We start from the raw sequence: 13,082 nt of genomic DNA, 5'->3' as shown, positions 1-13,082 counted from the left end.
TCACTCCGGTTTCTCGATACGGTCGCCGGGGCGAAGGCCGCTCAGGATTTCATATTGGCCGTCTGTGTCGGCCAGCGGCGCAGCCAGTGCGACGGGCGCTTCCACAAAGCGGTCGCCGACCAGAACGCGGACAAAGTCCACGCCATAGCGAGTAGAGATATATTCTTTCGGCACACGGATCGCACGGCGCTCGCCTACAGGTGCCAGCACGTCCACGCGTTCGCCCACCAGCGCCTTCAGGCCGCCAGGTACAGTCGCATCCGCGATTACCTCGCCATTGCGCAGCTCAGGATAAACCTTGACGATGGTGGCTGTCTGTAGGTCGCCGCCGCGTGCGGGCAGGCGTAGCGTGACGGTCTCGCCTTCTGCCATCTGCGCCGCGTGGCGCTCAGGCAGGGACAGGCGCACAATGCCGTCCAGCGTCGAAAAGCTGGCGATCACTTCGCCAGGCGATACGATTGAGCCTTCCACGACATTCACTTCCGTGACGCGGGAATCTGCCGGCGCGCGGATCTGGCCTTCGGCCTGACGGGCCGACAGGGCACGGCGTTCCGATTGTGCCGAAGACAGGGTACGCTTCAACACGTCCAGCCCGGTACGCTGCTCATCCAGGCGTGCCTTCGGGAAGAAGCCTTCCTTGAACAGGGCTTCATTGCGGGCAAGGTCTTCTTCGGCCTGACGGATCTGGGCCTCAAGTCCCTGGATGCGGGAGGAAAGGGCCGCCAGTTGAGGGGCCAGTGTGCCATCGGTCACGACGGCAACCACCTGGCTGGCGGAGACGACATCACCCTCATCAATGGTCAGGCGGCTGACCACGCCTTGCAGGCGGGAGCGCGCGGTGGCGGTGTCGCCAGCTTCAATCCGGGCAACGACCGGGCGGTAATCCATTACGGTCGATGTCTCGACTTCCAGCGTCTGCCCTGCCGCCATACCAGACAGCAGCGTCAAAGCTGTGGCGGTCAGGAATGCTTTAGTAACGGCCATGATCTTCCACCTGTCCTGTCGCGGGATTGATCTGCACGCAGGGCAGGCCGGCTTGCTTCCACGCGCCGATTCCACCAGCCAGATGCGCAGCGTCTGCGCCTGTCTCGGCCATGAATGCCTCCAGCGCCTGGCGGGAGCGTTTGCCGGACCCGCACTGGAACACAACGCGCCTTGCCGTGTCTGTCGGGACAGCCTTCGGCTCAAAGGTCGATAGCGGGTTCAGCAGCGCGCCATGAATGCGCTGATTGGCGAATTCTGCGGGCTCGCGAACGTCCACCAGAATGATGCGGCCTGCTTTCAGGTCTTCAAACACGGTGTTTGGGGACAGGTCTCTTTCGTCGGCCATGGGGCAATCCTCCAGTATCTATACGTATGCGCACGAGGCGCCTTTAAGGGTAGATACAAGCACTCCCCGCTTGCATCTATGCGACATATTGCGCATTTTATAAAATACGAATATAAAGTAAAGTATTCGTATCAGAAAAGAACCAGGGAGTTCATCATGGCCAGGATTGTCATTTTGGGGGCGGGGTTGGGCGGCGTCATCGCAGCCTATGAAGTGCGAAATTCGGCGCGCAAGGAAGATGAGGTCATCTGTATCAACGAGACCTCCTATTACCAATTCGTGCCTTCGAACCCTTGGGTCCTGGTCGGTTGGCGAGAGCGAAAGGACATTCTGGTCGATCTCGAAAAGCCGATGAAGCAGCGCGGCGTTGAGTTGCTGATCGGCAAGGCCGAGAAGCTGCAGCCCGAAGAGAAAAACATTCTGATGACGGATGGTCAGATCGTGCCTTATGACTATCTGGTGATCGCGACAGGACCGGAACTGGCCTTTGACGAGATTGAAGGCCTAGGCCCCCATGGCGGCTACACCCAGTCGGTCTGCCACATAGATCACGCCCAAGCGGGCCACGATGCGTTTGAAGAGTTTTGCAAAGATCCCGGCCCTGTCATCGTCGGTGCTGTGCAGGGCGCGTCTTGTTTCGGCCCGGCCTATGAAACGGCCATGATTATCGAGACCGAACTGCGCAAGCGCAAACTTCGTGACAAGGTGCCGATGACCTTCGTCACTTCAGAGCCCTATATCGGGCATCTTGGCCTCGACGGAGTAGGCGACACCAAGGGCCTGCTTGAAAGCGAGATGCGGGAGCGTCACATCAAATGGATCACCAATGCCCGCGTGAAAAAGATCGAACCCGGACAAATGATCGTGGAGGAAGTCAACGAGGATGGCTCTGTCAAACAAACGCATGAGCTGCCCATGAAATTTTCCATGATGCTGCCGGCCTTCCGCGGCGTTCCGGCTGTGCGCGATATTGACGGCCTCGTAAACCCGAAGGGCTTCGTCATTACGGATACGCATCAGCGCAATCCGAAATACCCGGAAATCTTCGGCATCGGCGTGTGCATAGCCATCGCCCCGCCCGGAAAGACGCCTGTGCCGGTCGGTGTGCCGAAGACGGGCTTCATGATCGAATCCATGGTCACCGCCACGGCAGAAAACATCGGCGAGATCCTGCGCGGCAAGGAGCCGACGCATGAGGCGACCTGGAATGCCATCTGCATCGCTGACTTTGGGGATGGCGGTGTGGCCTTTGTAGCGCAGCCGCAAATTCCGCCGCGCAATGTCAACTGGTCCGTATCCGGCGGATGGGTCCATATGGCAAAGGTCGCCTTCGAGAAATACTTCCTGCGCAAGGTACGCACCGGCAAGTCTGACAATGTGTTCGAGAATGCCGCACTGAACCTGATCAACACGCACAAGCTGAAAACATAGAGGCATTTCATGACAGACACGTCCGTCGACACCCGGATGCTGGTCTGCGTCCATTGCGGCGCAACGAACCGCGTATCAGTCGGCCAGCCTTTGACCGGCGGGCGCTGTGGCAAATGCAAGACCAGCCTAGCCACACCCCAGCCGGTTGATATTGACGAAAAGATGCTGGCGCGCCTGCAAGCGCGCGATACCGGTGCCTATGTGCTGGATGTCTGGGCGCCCTGGTGCGGCCCGTGCCGTATGATGGCCCCGGCCTATGCTGAGGCCGCCACCCGTTTTGCCGGGCAGGTGCGCTTCTTCAAGCTGAATTCAGACCAGAACCAGTCCGCGTCCTCAGGCCTCGGTATTCGGGGCATCCCGACATTGATCGCCTGGAAGGATGCAAAGAAGATCGCTCAACAGCCCGGCGCGCAAACCGGGGATGGGCTGATCAATTGGATAAAATCAACCTTCAGGCTGTCTGCCTGATCTGTGGAAGGAGTATTTCCATGAATATCGACCGCGCAGTTTTTGCCTTTGCCGGCCTTATGGTGCTTGCCAGCCTGGCACTTGGCTATTTTGTTTCGCCTTACTGGTTTCTGCTGACGGCCTTTGTCGGGCTAAACCTGTTCCAGGCTGCCTTTACCAGCTTTTGCCCGGCGGCGATGATCTTCAAGGCGCTGGGCCTGAAGTCCGGTAACGCTTTCAAATGAGTCTCCGCGCGCTTCTCTCTGGGGCCTGCCTGATGGCGCTTGCGCCGCTGGCGGCGGCTGAGTCTGTCTCCCTGCAGCAGGCCCTTGAGGCTGCCCTGCAATATGACCCCTCGCTCGATCAGGCCTCTGCCGGGATGGAGCGCAGTGAAGCCGGTCTAGACGTTGCACGCGCCAAGACCGGTCCCACGGCAGGTCTTCAGGCCCAGGTCGGCGCGCTTGAGACAGACTTCACGACTGACCGCATCTCCCAGGTGCCGCGCCAGATTGGTCTGCAGGCGGAATGGCCGGTCTTTACCTCCGGCGCCAATGCTGCGGCGATCGACGCGGCCCGTGCGCAGCGTGAAGCCGCCGCCGCGCAATTGCTCAGCGCGCGAGAGCAGACGGTGCTCAACACGTTCGACGCATATGCCCGTGCCTGGCTGGCGGACCAGGAACTTGCCGTTGCCCGTCAACAGGTCGAGACCTTCCGTCTCCGCTTGCAACAGACAGAGGCGCAGTTCAATCAGGGCCTCGTCACGCGTACAGATATCGCGCTTACCCAGTCGCGCCTCGCCTCGGCTGAGGCACAGCAGGAAGGCTACCGCGCCGCTTTGGCCGCAGCGGAGGCCCGGCTGGCTCGCCTGACCGGCCTGGACAAGCCAAGCCCGGCCCATCCGGTCGCGCTGCCGGGGGAGATGCCGACAGACTTTCAGCAATCGCTGGCCCATGTACTGGAGACCAATCCTGACCTCGCCGCCGCGCGCGCCAGTGAGGCCTCCGCCGACAAGCGCGTTCAGGAAGCACGCAGCCGGTTCGGTCCGAAAGTCTCCCTCAAGGCACGGGCGACGACGGGCGAGGACATCTATTTCTTCTTTGAAGACCCGATCAGTGATGTCGGCGCGTTCGTTTCGGTCGAGGTGCCGCTCTATACCAGCGGCCTCAAATCCGCGAGCGCGCGTGAGGCGCGGGCAGGGCGCAGCGCAGCGACCGCAGGCGTTCGCGTGGCCGAAGTTCAGCTGAAGGAAGCCGTCAGCAGCCTGTGGGGCGATATCGAGGCGCGACGTCTGGCTCTGAAGGCTGCGACCCGCGCAGAAGCTGCGGCGAGCCTGGCGGCGGAAGGCGCCTACAAGGAATATGATGCCGGCGCGCGCACTCTGGTGGATGCGCTGGACGCCGAAAATGCCTATCGCGATGCCCAGATTGCGCGCCTTCGGGCAGGGGTGGAGCTGCAACTGGCATCGGCGCGTTTGCGCGCCTTGTCGTCTGATCTGGAACTCAGCCTCATGCCCTGACATGTCAGAAGTACGGAAATTCCGGAAAACGGCTTATATTGCCTTGCTGAGCTTCAAATCTTGCCGGAATCCGTGCAAACCGTTATGCGCCCCTTATATGCGTTTCGGCGGCGCAATGGACCGCCCTGATTTGGAGACTGCATGTCGAAGGAAGAACTGATCGAATTTGAAGGCACAGTTGTCGAACTGCTGCCGAACGCGACGTTTCGCGTGAAACTCGAAAATGACCACGAAATCATTGCCCACACCGCTGGCAAGATGCGCAAGAACCGCATCCGCGTGCTGACCGGTGACAAGGTTATGGTTGAAATGACGCCCTATGACCTGACCAAGGGCCGCATCACCTACCGCTTCAAATAATCATGATGGCGTCCTCCGGGCACGCCCCTTTGATCCTCGCCAGTGCGAGTCCCCGGCGGCGAGACTTGCTCGCCCAGATCGGGATTGTGCCGGACGCGATCCACCCGACCGACATTGACGAATCCCGTCGCAAGGACGAGTCGCCACGTGCGCTGGCGGAGCGTCTGGCGGTGGAAAAGGCCGAGGCCTGCCCAGAAGCGGGCTATGTGCTGGCGGCTGATACGGTTGTCGCGATGGGCCAGCGAAATCTGGAGAAGGCGGCGGATGAGGCAGAGGCCGAACACTTCCTGCGCCAATTATCAGGCCGCGCACATCAATGCATCACAGGGGTCGCCGTGAAGGCCCCGGATGGCCGCATCGCCAGCCGCACCGTGCTCGCCCGGGTCAAGATGAAGCGGCTGACCGATCAGGATATCGCCGCCTACATCGCCAGCGGCGAATGGAAGGGCAAGGCGGGCGGCTATGGCATCCAGGGCATGGCCGGTGCCTTCATCACCCATATCAGCGGCAGCTACACCACCATTGTCGGCCTGCCGCTCTATGAGACCAAAGCCCTGCTTGAGGGGATGGGGTGGCGCAAGCCTTGACACCCGCGCCCGTGCTTCGACTTCGCTCCGCATGAGCGCGCGTCAATTACGGCACTCATCCTGAGCGGAGTCGAAGGATGGCGGGAAGGAGCCTAGGTCCGTTCCCAGGTTGTGACGGCGAGGAGGCTGAGGGCTACGACGCCGCCGACGGCCAGCCAGAGCGGGTCCACCGTGGACAGAAGGCTCGCATCCTTGCTCGCGTCGACGACGGATTTGGTGAGGGCCAAATCCAGGCCGGTCCAGCCGGACAGCAGTTTTGGCAATTGCATCGCGGCAACGCTTGCCCCTGCCAGGCCGACTGCGCCCAGCAAAACGCGGCGCATCAGGGCCTTGCGGCGGATATTGCCCATCACGTCCTGAACGAACGGCGCCGGGTCCAGCTTGCGATCCTCTGCCGTAAAAAGATCGGTGAGGTCTGAATAGGGTTCCTGTTCACGCATCATCTGTACTCCATCACGCCACTTGGCTGCTTGCAAGGTGTTTGCGGAGCGCGTCCACGCCGCGCATCACATGGGATTTTACGGTGCCGAGCGGCCAGCCCGTGGCGTCGGCCGCTTCGCGATGTGACAGGCCCGCCGCGACGCAGAGCGTGACGCACACGCGCTGGGCTTCTGTCAGTTTCTGCAAGGCATTGGTCAGGTCCATCTGGTCACCCACCTCATCGGACTGGGTACGCTCGAACGGAATGATCTCTGCCGTTTCGTCAAACTCGATCTCGATCTTCTGCTTGCGGCGGAGTTGCAGATATTCCCGCCAGCAGATGGTGCAGATCCAGGCCGAGAAGGTGCCGCCGGTATAGGTGCCGATTTTCTGCCAGGCCTTCAGAAAGGTCAGCTGGGCAATATCGTCCCCGTCACTGGCAGACCCGGTCAGCCGCCGGGCCATGCCCCGCACGCGGGCCTGGTGGCGCCGCACCAGCTCGGCATAGGCTGCCTCGCTGCCTCGTGCGGCGTCTGCGGCCAGGTCTGGATCGCTGCGCATGTCGCGCCCTCCTTCGGAGACCAGTCTCAGCTCAGGCCGTCTCACGGCGGCCGAATGCCCAGAGACCAAGATAGGCCAGACCCAGGAATACCGGAAATGAGGCCACGCCGATCATCGGCTTGATGGCTTCGCCCTGTTCACTTCCGACCATAACCCCAAGAAAGCCAAAGGCGATCCCGACGGCAAGGAACAGCACGCCGCGGCGCAGATCAGCCCGCACCGGGTCCGTCACCAGCGCCAGGCGCTCGATCATCTCGCGGTCCAGAATCTGGCCCTTGTCTATGGCTTCGCGCACGGTTTCGTGGATGGTTTTGCGTTTCTTGAAATTGAAATGGCTGACCAGCCAGACAATTCCGACAGTCATGGCAAACAGGCCAAGCGGTACGATGATGTCTTCCATAATGAAGCTCCTTCAAGGGTTTTGTTGGCGCTCACTGCGGCGCCTTTGATTGTGAGATGCAGGCAGGGGTGCGTTTGGATGCAGGGGGACGTCATTTTCTTTCTGACGCTATTGCTTGCAGGCAGAAGGAGGGGCGGCTAATCCGCAGGGCAATGGTAAAGATCAGGTCCAAGAAAAAGCGGAAGACGCCCCATGTGGCGGCTGACCTCACGACGCGCGAAGGCCGGGCCCGGGCCCGCCGGGAACTGGTCTGGCAGGATCACGGTTTCCTGCGCGCGGCCTTTTCCAATCTGCATCAGATCTCGCCCGAGATGTGGCGGGCGAACCAGCCCTCACCGAAGAAAGTGGTGGAATATGCCGAGAAATTTGGCATCCGCACGATCCTGAATTTGCGCGGCGAAAGCACAAAGGGCTATTATCTGCTGGAGAAAGAGGCCTGCGAGAAAGCGGGAATCACTCTGGTCGACTTCCAGGTCTTTTCCCGCGATACGCCGACCAAAGAGGCCCTGTTTGCTGCGAAAGAGCTGTTCGAGAGCATCGACTACCCGGCCCTGATGCATTGTAAATCCGGCGCGGACCGGGCGGGGCTGATGTCCGTTCTCTACAAATTGCTGCGCGAAAACGTGCCGTTTGAAGAGGCGGTGGAGCAATTGTCGCTGAAATATCTGCATGTGAAGCACGGCAAGACGGGCATGCTGGACGCCTTCTTCCAAGCCTATGCCGACTATAATGCCGGGCGCGCAAAGGAAGACTGGAAGCCTTTCCTGGACTGGGTGGAAGAGGATTATGATCGCCTGAAAGTGAAGGAAGATTTCATGCGTGACTTTGGTAAAGGCATCCAGGTCGACAAGATCCTGAACCGGGAATAGGTGCTTTACCTGCTGGTTAATTTCATGCTTGGTTTGGGCCAGACAGATCGGAGCTGCCCGAATGCGCGTGCTTATCCTGACCTTTGCGGCATTGGCGGCCCTGACTGCTTGCAATCAGAAATCTGACCGGGAAATCCTGACGGAAACCTGTGTGGCAGGGGGTGAAAATCCTGAGACATGCCAGTGCATTACTGTGGCCATGGAAAAGAATCTGCCGCCGGACCTGTTCCGCCGAACCGCTGCGGCGGTCGGCCGGGAGAAGCGCGATGTCAGCAAGTTCGTCAGATCCTTGAAGATGGAAGAACAGCTCGAATTTGCGAGTGTTCTGACAGAGATGGTGTCGTGTGAGCTGTCGCAGCCGGATGAGGCAAGTGTCGCAGACTGATGCAGAATTGCCCCCGCTTGGGAGGCTCAACTTCGTTTCTCGCGTGTATTAACGTGACGTGAGACAGCAATCCGCTTAGAAGTGTCGCGGAGTTAAGGAAGGGGATACCATGAAGTTCTTCATCATCAACAGCTTCCGGACGATGGTTTACGTGGCCTATATCGCCATTGTCGTCGCCGGTATCGCACTTGGCCTGTACAATCGCGGCGAGTTTTCGGGGGAGCTGCTGGGCCTTAGCGGCACACTTGCCCAGGTGGCTGACTTTGTCATCTTCACCGTTGGTGGCTGGATCGCGGCGAGCCTGGTCTGCGGCCTGATCGTGACGCTGCTGGACATTCGCGACGACATCAATGACCGCTTGCCGGACGCGCGCCGCGACGACTGAGCAGACGCCATGTTTCGGGGGGAACTGAAGGGCCGTCAGCCAGTGCTGGCGCCCTTTTTGCTGGTTGGAACGGGCCTGTTGCCTGACTCCCGCAGTTGCGCAGTCAGGCGGCGCAGTCCATCTACGCTACATGGCTGATTTCACAACACCGCCGGCCGATCTGCTTGCCGGACTTCTGGACCATTGCCGCAAGGAAGGCGCCGATGCCTCCGACGCAAGAATCGGCATTGCCGATGGCGTCAGTGTCTCTGTGCGCGATGGCAATCTTGAAAGCATTGAACGCGAAGAGGGGCGTTCTGTCGCGCTGCGCTGTTTCTATGGAAAACGTCAGGCGCATGTCTCTGGCGCGGACCTGTCGCCCGAGGGGCTGAAGGCCCTGGCAGAGCGCTGCGTGGCGATGGCTAAGGCTGTGCCGGAGGACAAGTTCTGCGGTCTGCCAGGCCCGGACGAGTTGGCCACCGGCGACCTCGACATGGATTTGACCGGCGAGCCGGAAATCTCCGCGGAAGTGCTGGAAACAGAAGCCCTGACAGCAGAAGCCAGCGCCCTGTCTGTGCCGGGCGTGAAGACTGTGGCGGGCTGCGGCGCGGCCTGGAACAGGTCCTCCCGCTGGGTGGCTGCCAGTAATGGCTTTTCCGCCTACAAGACCGGCACCTCGACCAGTCTGGGCCTGGCCGCCGTGGCTGAACGCGATGGCCATATGGAGCGGGACTATGACAGCTGGTCTGTCCGCTTCACCAAGGACCGCCCGAGCGCCGAAGAGATCGGCAAGACAGCGGGCGAGCGCACGATTTCGCGCCTCGGCTCTCGCAAGCTTGCGACGCAGAAAGCGGCTGTCCTGTATGACCGCCGCGTCTCTGCCAGCCTGATTGGGGCTTTCCTCAGCGCGATTTCCGGCCCGTCTGTGGCACGCGGCGTCAGCTTCCTGAAGGACAGAATGGGCGAGCAGGTGTTCGCCAAGGGCATTCACATTATTGACGATCCGTTCCGCCCGATGGGCATGGGCTCTCGCAGTCATGATGGCGAAGGCCTGCCGGTGCGTGAGACGCATCTGATCGAGGATGGCCGCCTGACAGAATGGCTGCTGAACTCCCCCTCCGCACGCCAGCTGGGCCTGAAGCCGAACGGCTTTTCGGCGCTTGGCTTTGGTGATCCGCCGGGGGTCACGACATCAAACCTCTATCTCAAGGCCGGCGAGAAGACGCCTGCCGATCTTGTGAAGCAGGTCGGCAAGGGCCTGCTCGTGACCGACATGTTCGGCCCATCCATCAACCCGAATACCGGCGACTATTCCGTCGGCGTGGCGGGCTTCTGGTTCGAGGATGGCGAGATTGCCTATCCGGTTTCTGAAGTCACCATCGCAGGCGACCTGCCGGCCATGTTTGCACGGTTGATCCCGGCATCGGACCTGGAATTCCGGGGCACGCGGGATGCGCCAAGCATTCTGATCGAGGATATGAGCCTTGCGGGCAGCTGACCGCACCCTGTCTGAAGACATGAAGATCCTGCGAGAGGTGGCGCAGGAGGCTGGCAAGCTCGCCTTGTCTTTCATGTTGGATGACTCGGCGGTCAAAACCTGGCGTAAATCCGGGGGTAGCCCGGTGACGGCGGCTGATATTGCCGTGAACCGGCTATGCTCCGAGCGGCTGACCCGCTTTCGCCGGGAGTATGGCTGGCTGTCTGAAGAGACGCTGGACAATCCGGACGCCCGCATGAAAGATCGCTGCTGGGTGGTAGACCCGATCGACGGCACCCGCGCTTTCATGCGCAATGATCCCTATTGGTGCGTCGGCCTCTCCATCGTCGAAGAGGGCGAGGCCGTGGGCGGCGTGATCTATGCCCCCCAGCTGAACCAGCTCTATGAAGCCCGGCGCGGCGGCGGGGCGTTCCTGAACGGCCAGTCCATCCGCGTGTCAGAATGCCGCTCGGAAGAGGGTTGCCGGATGATCGCGGCCAAGGAAATGATCCGCCACAAGGGCTGGAACGAACCTTGGCCGGAGCTGACCCTGGCGCAGCCGAAACCGAACGCCACATTGCTGCGGCTGGCCTTTGTCGCCTCCGGCGCGTGGGACGCAACAATCGCCATGGGTAACAAGTCTGACTGGGATCTTGCCGCTGGAACCGTGCTCGTTGAGGAGGCAGGCGGTGTCGTAACGACACACAAGGGCGAAAAACTCGTCTTTAATCGCGATGTACCTGCACAACGAAGCGTCATCGCATCTGGAAACGCCTTGCATCCTCTGTTAGTGCGCAGATCAGAAATTGTGGATATACCTGACCCACAGGAAAGGGCGGCTGAAATAGCCCCCGCACAGATTACGGAGCCAGTAAAAATGGGCGAAGCGACCCGCGACACCAAGCAGCTTCTCCACATCGTATTCGGCGGCGAGCTGAAGGATGTGGCCGAAGTGGAATTCGAAGATCTTTCCAAGGTCGACTTTGTCGGCGCCTTCCCGAACTACAAGGAAGCGTACGACGCCTGGAAAAATGCAGCCCACCGCACGGTGGACAATGCAGAAGTCCGTTACTTCATCCTGCACGCCCACAAGCTGCTGGACCCGGAAACGGGAGATCACCATCACGTCTGAGGTGGTGACACGTAAGGCCCCCAGGCAAAAGGGGAGCCTGAGACGACTGTTCTCGGCTTATTTCAGCCAGCACATGGGCTGGTTTGCTGCGGGTACGCTCATGGCCCTGCTGACATCGCTCAGCGCCATGGGCTATTCTCTGATCCTGAAAAAGATGGGCGACCAGCTGCAGGCGACCTTTGGGGAAACCACCGCGCAGGCAGAGGCCGATGCCGACTGGATCGGCTGGGTCGCCGCGGCGATCATCGGTCTGTCGGCGGCGCGGGCGCTGTCGCTCTATCTGATGACGCTGTTCAACAATACCGGCGTTCAGCGCGGGCTGGTTCTGGTTCAGACCAGCCAGTTCGATTCCCTGACGGATGGAGACTATGCGCGCATCTCTGCCGATGCGTCCGGCGATTTCGTGTCGCGCTTCATCAATGACGTGAACGCGATCCGCGATGCGGCGCTGCGCTTTGCCAACAATTTCACCAAGAGCGTGATCACCGTGATCGGTGTGCTGGGAGTGATGCTGTACATTGACTGGCAGCTGACCCTGCTCTTGCTGGTGGCCTATCCGATTGCATTCGGCCCGGTCATTGGCCTCGGCAACCGTATCCGCAAACGCTCCAAGCAGGCGCAGCAGCAGATCGGCGAAGTGACGTCCCTGTTGTCGGAAGGGTTTCAATCTGCGCGCGTGGTGAAGGCCTATGGGCTGGAGCCATATCAGAAGTCGCGCGCCAAGACAGGCTTTGTCGAGCGGTCCCGCCTGTTCCTGAAAGTGCTGTCGAACCGGGCGGCAGTGGACCCGATTCTTGAGGTCGCGGGCGGCGCCGCGCTGGCGGGTATTCTGGGCTTTGCGGCCTGGCGGATGTCTGAAGGTGCGATGACGCTGGGCGACCTGCTGGGCTTCATTGCGGCGCTGGGTATTGTCTCGCCGGAGCTTCGCGCGCTGGGCACGCTGAACTCCGTGGCGCAGGAAGGCGGCGCAGCAGCCGATCGTGTGTTCGAGATTGTCGATGCACCTTGCCATATCTCTGACCTTCCGAATGCGGAGCGTTTGAACAGGGTGTCTGGCGAGATCCGCTTTGACGAGGTGCACTTTGCCTATCCGGATGGCACCCGCGCGCTGCACGGCTTGAGCTTTTCCGCAAAGCCCGGCGAGACGGTGGCGATTGTCGGCCCGTCCGGCGCGGGCAAGTCGACTGTCTTCAATCTGTTGATGCGCCTGTATGACCCGATGAGCGGCGAGGTCAGGGTTGATGGCCATGATATTCGTCATGTCGTGGGCGATACGCTGCGCGCAAATATCGGCCTGGTCGCGCAGGACGCGGCGCTGTTTGACGACACGATCCGCAACAATATCGCGCTGGGCCGGCTGGGTGCGACGAATGCCGAGATCGAAGCAGCGGCGCGCGCGGCCAATGCGCATGAATTCATCACGCAAATGCCGGGCGGCTATGATGCCCCGGCGGGCGAGATGGGGCGTAATCTCTCCGGCGGGCAGCGCCAGCGCATTGCCCTGGCACGCGCCATCCTGCGCGGCGCGCCGATCCTGCTGCTGGATGAGGCGACGTCTGCGCTGGATGCCGAAAGCGAAGCCAAGGTGCAGGCGGCGCTGGCGGAATTCTCCTCAGGGCGCACGACACTGATCATTGCGCATCGTCTTTCGACCGTGAGGTCTGCTGACCGGATCATCGTGATGGAAGATGGGCGCGCCGTGGAAGAGGGCAGTCATGAGACGCTGATGGCGAACAGCGGCGCTTATAAGCGGCTGGTGGAACTGCAACTGAGCTAGGGTTCCAGCTGCACATGCGACGCCCG

Annotated in this window: 17 protein-coding genes; 12 read left to right on the top strand and 5 right to left on the bottom strand. The window is 60.9% G+C overall.

The window, feature by feature from the left end:
- Together HY2_RS04155 and HY2_RS04150 are read right to left on the bottom strand one after the other, a co-directional pair.
- Positions 1-984 (bottom strand): efflux RND transporter periplasmic adaptor subunit, encoded by a 984-nt coding sequence (locus HY2_RS04155; RefSeq protein ID WP_034825004.1) that lies wholly within the window; start codon positions 982-984, stop codon positions 1-3.
- A complete protein-coding gene (locus HY2_RS04150; protein ID WP_034825002.1) occupies positions 971-1,330 on the bottom strand; it encodes a rhodanese-like domain-containing protein in 360 nt (119 codons plus the stop codon). Before HY2_RS04150 ends, HY2_RS04155 begins: the two co-directional genes overlap by 14 nt.
- Positions 1,331-1,486: 156 nt before the next feature.
- On the opposite strand from HY2_RS04150, the gene HY2_RS04145 reads away from it, so the two are divergent.
- The 6 genes from HY2_RS04145 to HY2_RS04120 all read left to right on the top strand — a co-directional run bounded on the left by HY2_RS04145 (position 1,487) and on the right by HY2_RS04120 (position 5,671).
- Entirely contained in the window at positions 1,487-2,761 is a 1,275-nt protein-coding gene (locus tag HY2_RS04145) for an NAD(P)/FAD-dependent oxidoreductase (RefSeq protein WP_034825000.1), read from the top strand.
- A 9-nt stretch (positions 2,762-2,770) separates the two neighbouring features.
- A complete protein-coding gene (locus tag HY2_RS04140; RefSeq protein WP_034824998.1) occupies positions 2,771-3,229 on the top strand; it encodes a thioredoxin domain-containing protein in 459 nt (152 codons plus the stop codon).
- Positions 3,230-3,249: 20 nt separating this feature from the next.
- Entirely contained in the window at positions 3,250-3,453 is a 204-nt protein-coding gene (locus HY2_RS04135; RefSeq protein WP_034824996.1) for a YgaP family membrane protein, read from the top strand.
- A complete protein-coding gene (locus tag HY2_RS04130; RefSeq protein ID WP_034824994.1) occupies positions 3,450-4,724 on the top strand; it encodes a TolC family protein in 1,275 nt (424 codons plus the stop codon). The genes HY2_RS04135 and HY2_RS04130 overlap by 4 nt, the downstream gene beginning before the upstream one ends.
- A 141-nt stretch (positions 4,725-4,865) precedes the next feature.
- Positions 4,866-5,084, top strand: a complete 219-nt coding sequence (gene infA, locus HY2_RS04125) for a translation initiation factor IF-1 (RefSeq protein WP_011646371.1) — start codon at positions 4,866-4,868, stop codon at positions 5,082-5,084.
- Between the two features lie 2 nt (positions 5,085-5,086).
- Positions 5,087-5,671 (top strand): Maf family protein, encoded by a 585-nt coding sequence (locus HY2_RS04120; protein WP_034824992.1) that lies wholly within the window; start codon positions 5,087-5,089, stop codon positions 5,669-5,671.
- Between the two features lie 92 nt (positions 5,672-5,763).
- Here the strand turns inward: HY2_RS04120 and HY2_RS04115 are convergent, their stop codons facing one another.
- From HY2_RS04115 to HY2_RS04105, 3 genes are read right to left on the bottom strand one after another with little or no spacing between them, the layout of a single operon-like run.
- Positions 5,764-6,114, bottom strand: a complete 351-nt coding sequence (locus tag HY2_RS04115) for a hypothetical protein (protein WP_034824990.1) — start codon at positions 6,112-6,114, stop codon at positions 5,764-5,766.
- Positions 6,115-6,124: 10 nt separating this feature from the next.
- Positions 6,125-6,652, bottom strand: coding sequence for an RNA polymerase sigma factor (locus HY2_RS04110; protein WP_034824988.1), 528 nt, complete (start codon positions 6,650-6,652; stop codon positions 6,125-6,127).
- Between the two features lie 31 nt (positions 6,653-6,683).
- Complete coding sequence (locus tag HY2_RS04105; protein WP_034824986.1) at positions 6,684-7,052, bottom strand: DUF6249 domain-containing protein; 369 nt, start codon at positions 7,050-7,052, stop codon at positions 6,684-6,686.
- A 152-nt stretch (positions 7,053-7,204) separates the two neighbouring features.
- On the opposite strand from HY2_RS04105, the gene HY2_RS04100 reads away from it, so the two are divergent.
- The 6 genes from HY2_RS04100 (at position 7,205) to HY2_RS04075 (ending at position 13,056) form a co-directional block, all read left to right on the top strand.
- Positions 7,205-7,921, top strand: a complete 717-nt coding sequence (locus tag HY2_RS04100) for a fused DSP-PTPase phosphatase/NAD kinase-like protein (RefSeq protein WP_051594700.1) — start codon at positions 7,205-7,207, stop codon at positions 7,919-7,921.
- Between the two features lie 61 nt (positions 7,922-7,982).
- Complete coding sequence (locus HY2_RS04095; RefSeq protein ID WP_034824984.1) at positions 7,983-8,306, top strand: hypothetical protein; 324 nt, start codon at positions 7,983-7,985, stop codon at positions 8,304-8,306.
- 109 nt (positions 8,307-8,415) lie between these two features.
- Complete coding sequence (locus HY2_RS04090) at positions 8,416-8,691, top strand: hypothetical protein (protein ID WP_034824982.1); 276 nt, start codon at positions 8,416-8,418, stop codon at positions 8,689-8,691.
- A gap of 130 nt (positions 8,692-8,821) precedes the next feature.
- Positions 8,822-10,168 (top strand): TldD/PmbA family protein, encoded by a 1,347-nt coding sequence (locus HY2_RS04085; RefSeq protein ID WP_034824980.1) that lies wholly within the window; start codon positions 8,822-8,824, stop codon positions 10,166-10,168.
- A 19-nt stretch (positions 10,169-10,187) separates the two neighbouring features.
- Positions 10,188-11,279, top strand: a complete 1,092-nt coding sequence (locus HY2_RS04080; protein WP_034824978.1) for an inositol monophosphatase family protein — start codon at positions 10,188-10,190, stop codon at positions 11,277-11,279.
- Between the two features lie 73 nt (positions 11,280-11,352).
- The gene (locus tag HY2_RS04075) at positions 11,353-13,056 is read left to right on the top strand and encodes an ABC transporter ATP-binding protein (RefSeq protein ID WP_051594699.1); all 1,704 of its coding nucleotides are present in this window, start codon (positions 11,353-11,355) and stop codon (positions 13,054-13,056) included.
- Positions 13,057-13,082: the final 26 nt, after the last annotated feature.

It is taken from the genome of Hyphomonas pacifica, from assembly GCF_000682675.1.
Taxonomy (GTDB): Bacteria; Pseudomonadota; Alphaproteobacteria; order Caulobacterales; family Hyphomonadaceae; genus Hyphomonas; species Hyphomonas pacifica.
Note: the sequence above shows the minus strand (reverse complement) of the source record. Positions and strands in the feature narration are given on the sequence as shown.

Coding starts and splice junctions, on each gene's coding strand:
- HY2_RS04110 (WP_034824988.1), bottom strand. CDS start 6,652: ATGCGCAGCGATCCAGACCTGGCCGCAGACGCCGCACGAGGCAGCGAG.
- HY2_RS04145 (WP_034825000.1), top strand. CDS start 1,487: ATGGCCAGGATTGTCATTTTGGGGGCGGGGTTGGGCGGCGTCATCGCA.
- HY2_RS04120 (WP_034824992.1), top strand. CDS start 5,087: ATGATGGCGTCCTCCGGGCACGCCCCTTTGATCCTCGCCAGTGCGAGT.
- HY2_RS04135 (WP_034824996.1), top strand. CDS start 3,250: ATGAATATCGACCGCGCAGTTTTTGCCTTTGCCGGCCTTATGGTGCTT.
- HY2_RS04100 (WP_051594700.1), top strand. CDS start 7,205: ATGGTAAAGATCAGGTCCAAGAAAAAGCGGAAGACGCCCCATGTGGCG.
- HY2_RS04085 (WP_034824980.1), top strand. CDS start 8,822: ATGGCTGATTTCACAACACCGCCGGCCGATCTGCTTGCCGGACTTCTG.
- HY2_RS04115 (WP_034824990.1), bottom strand. CDS start 6,114: ATGATGCGTGAACAGGAACCCTATTCAGACCTCACCGATCTTTTTACG.
- HY2_RS04150 (WP_034825002.1), bottom strand. CDS start 1,330: ATGGCCGACGAAAGAGACCTGTCCCCAAACACCGTGTTTGAAGACCTG.
- HY2_RS04095 (WP_034824984.1), top strand. CDS start 7,983: ATGCGCGTGCTTATCCTGACCTTTGCGGCATTGGCGGCCCTGACTGCT.
- HY2_RS04080 (WP_034824978.1), top strand. CDS start 10,188: ATGAAGATCCTGCGAGAGGTGGCGCAGGAGGCTGGCAAGCTCGCCTTG.
- HY2_RS04105 (WP_034824986.1), bottom strand. CDS start 7,052: ATGGAAGACATCATCGTACCGCTTGGCCTGTTTGCCATGACTGTCGGA.
- HY2_RS04130 (WP_034824994.1), top strand. CDS start 3,450: ATGAGTCTCCGCGCGCTTCTCTCTGGGGCCTGCCTGATGGCGCTTGCG.
- HY2_RS04140 (WP_034824998.1), top strand. CDS start 2,771: ATGACAGACACGTCCGTCGACACCCGGATGCTGGTCTGCGTCCATTGC.
- HY2_RS04155 (WP_034825004.1), bottom strand. CDS start 984: ATGGCCGTTACTAAAGCATTCCTGACCGCCACAGCTTTGACGCTGCTG.
- HY2_RS04090 (WP_034824982.1), top strand. CDS start 8,416: ATGAAGTTCTTCATCATCAACAGCTTCCGGACGATGGTTTACGTGGCC.
- HY2_RS04075 (WP_051594699.1), top strand. CDS start 11,353: ATGGGCTGGTTTGCTGCGGGTACGCTCATGGCCCTGCTGACATCGCTC.
- infA (WP_011646371.1), top strand. CDS start 4,866: ATGTCGAAGGAAGAACTGATCGAATTTGAAGGCACAGTTGTCGAACTG.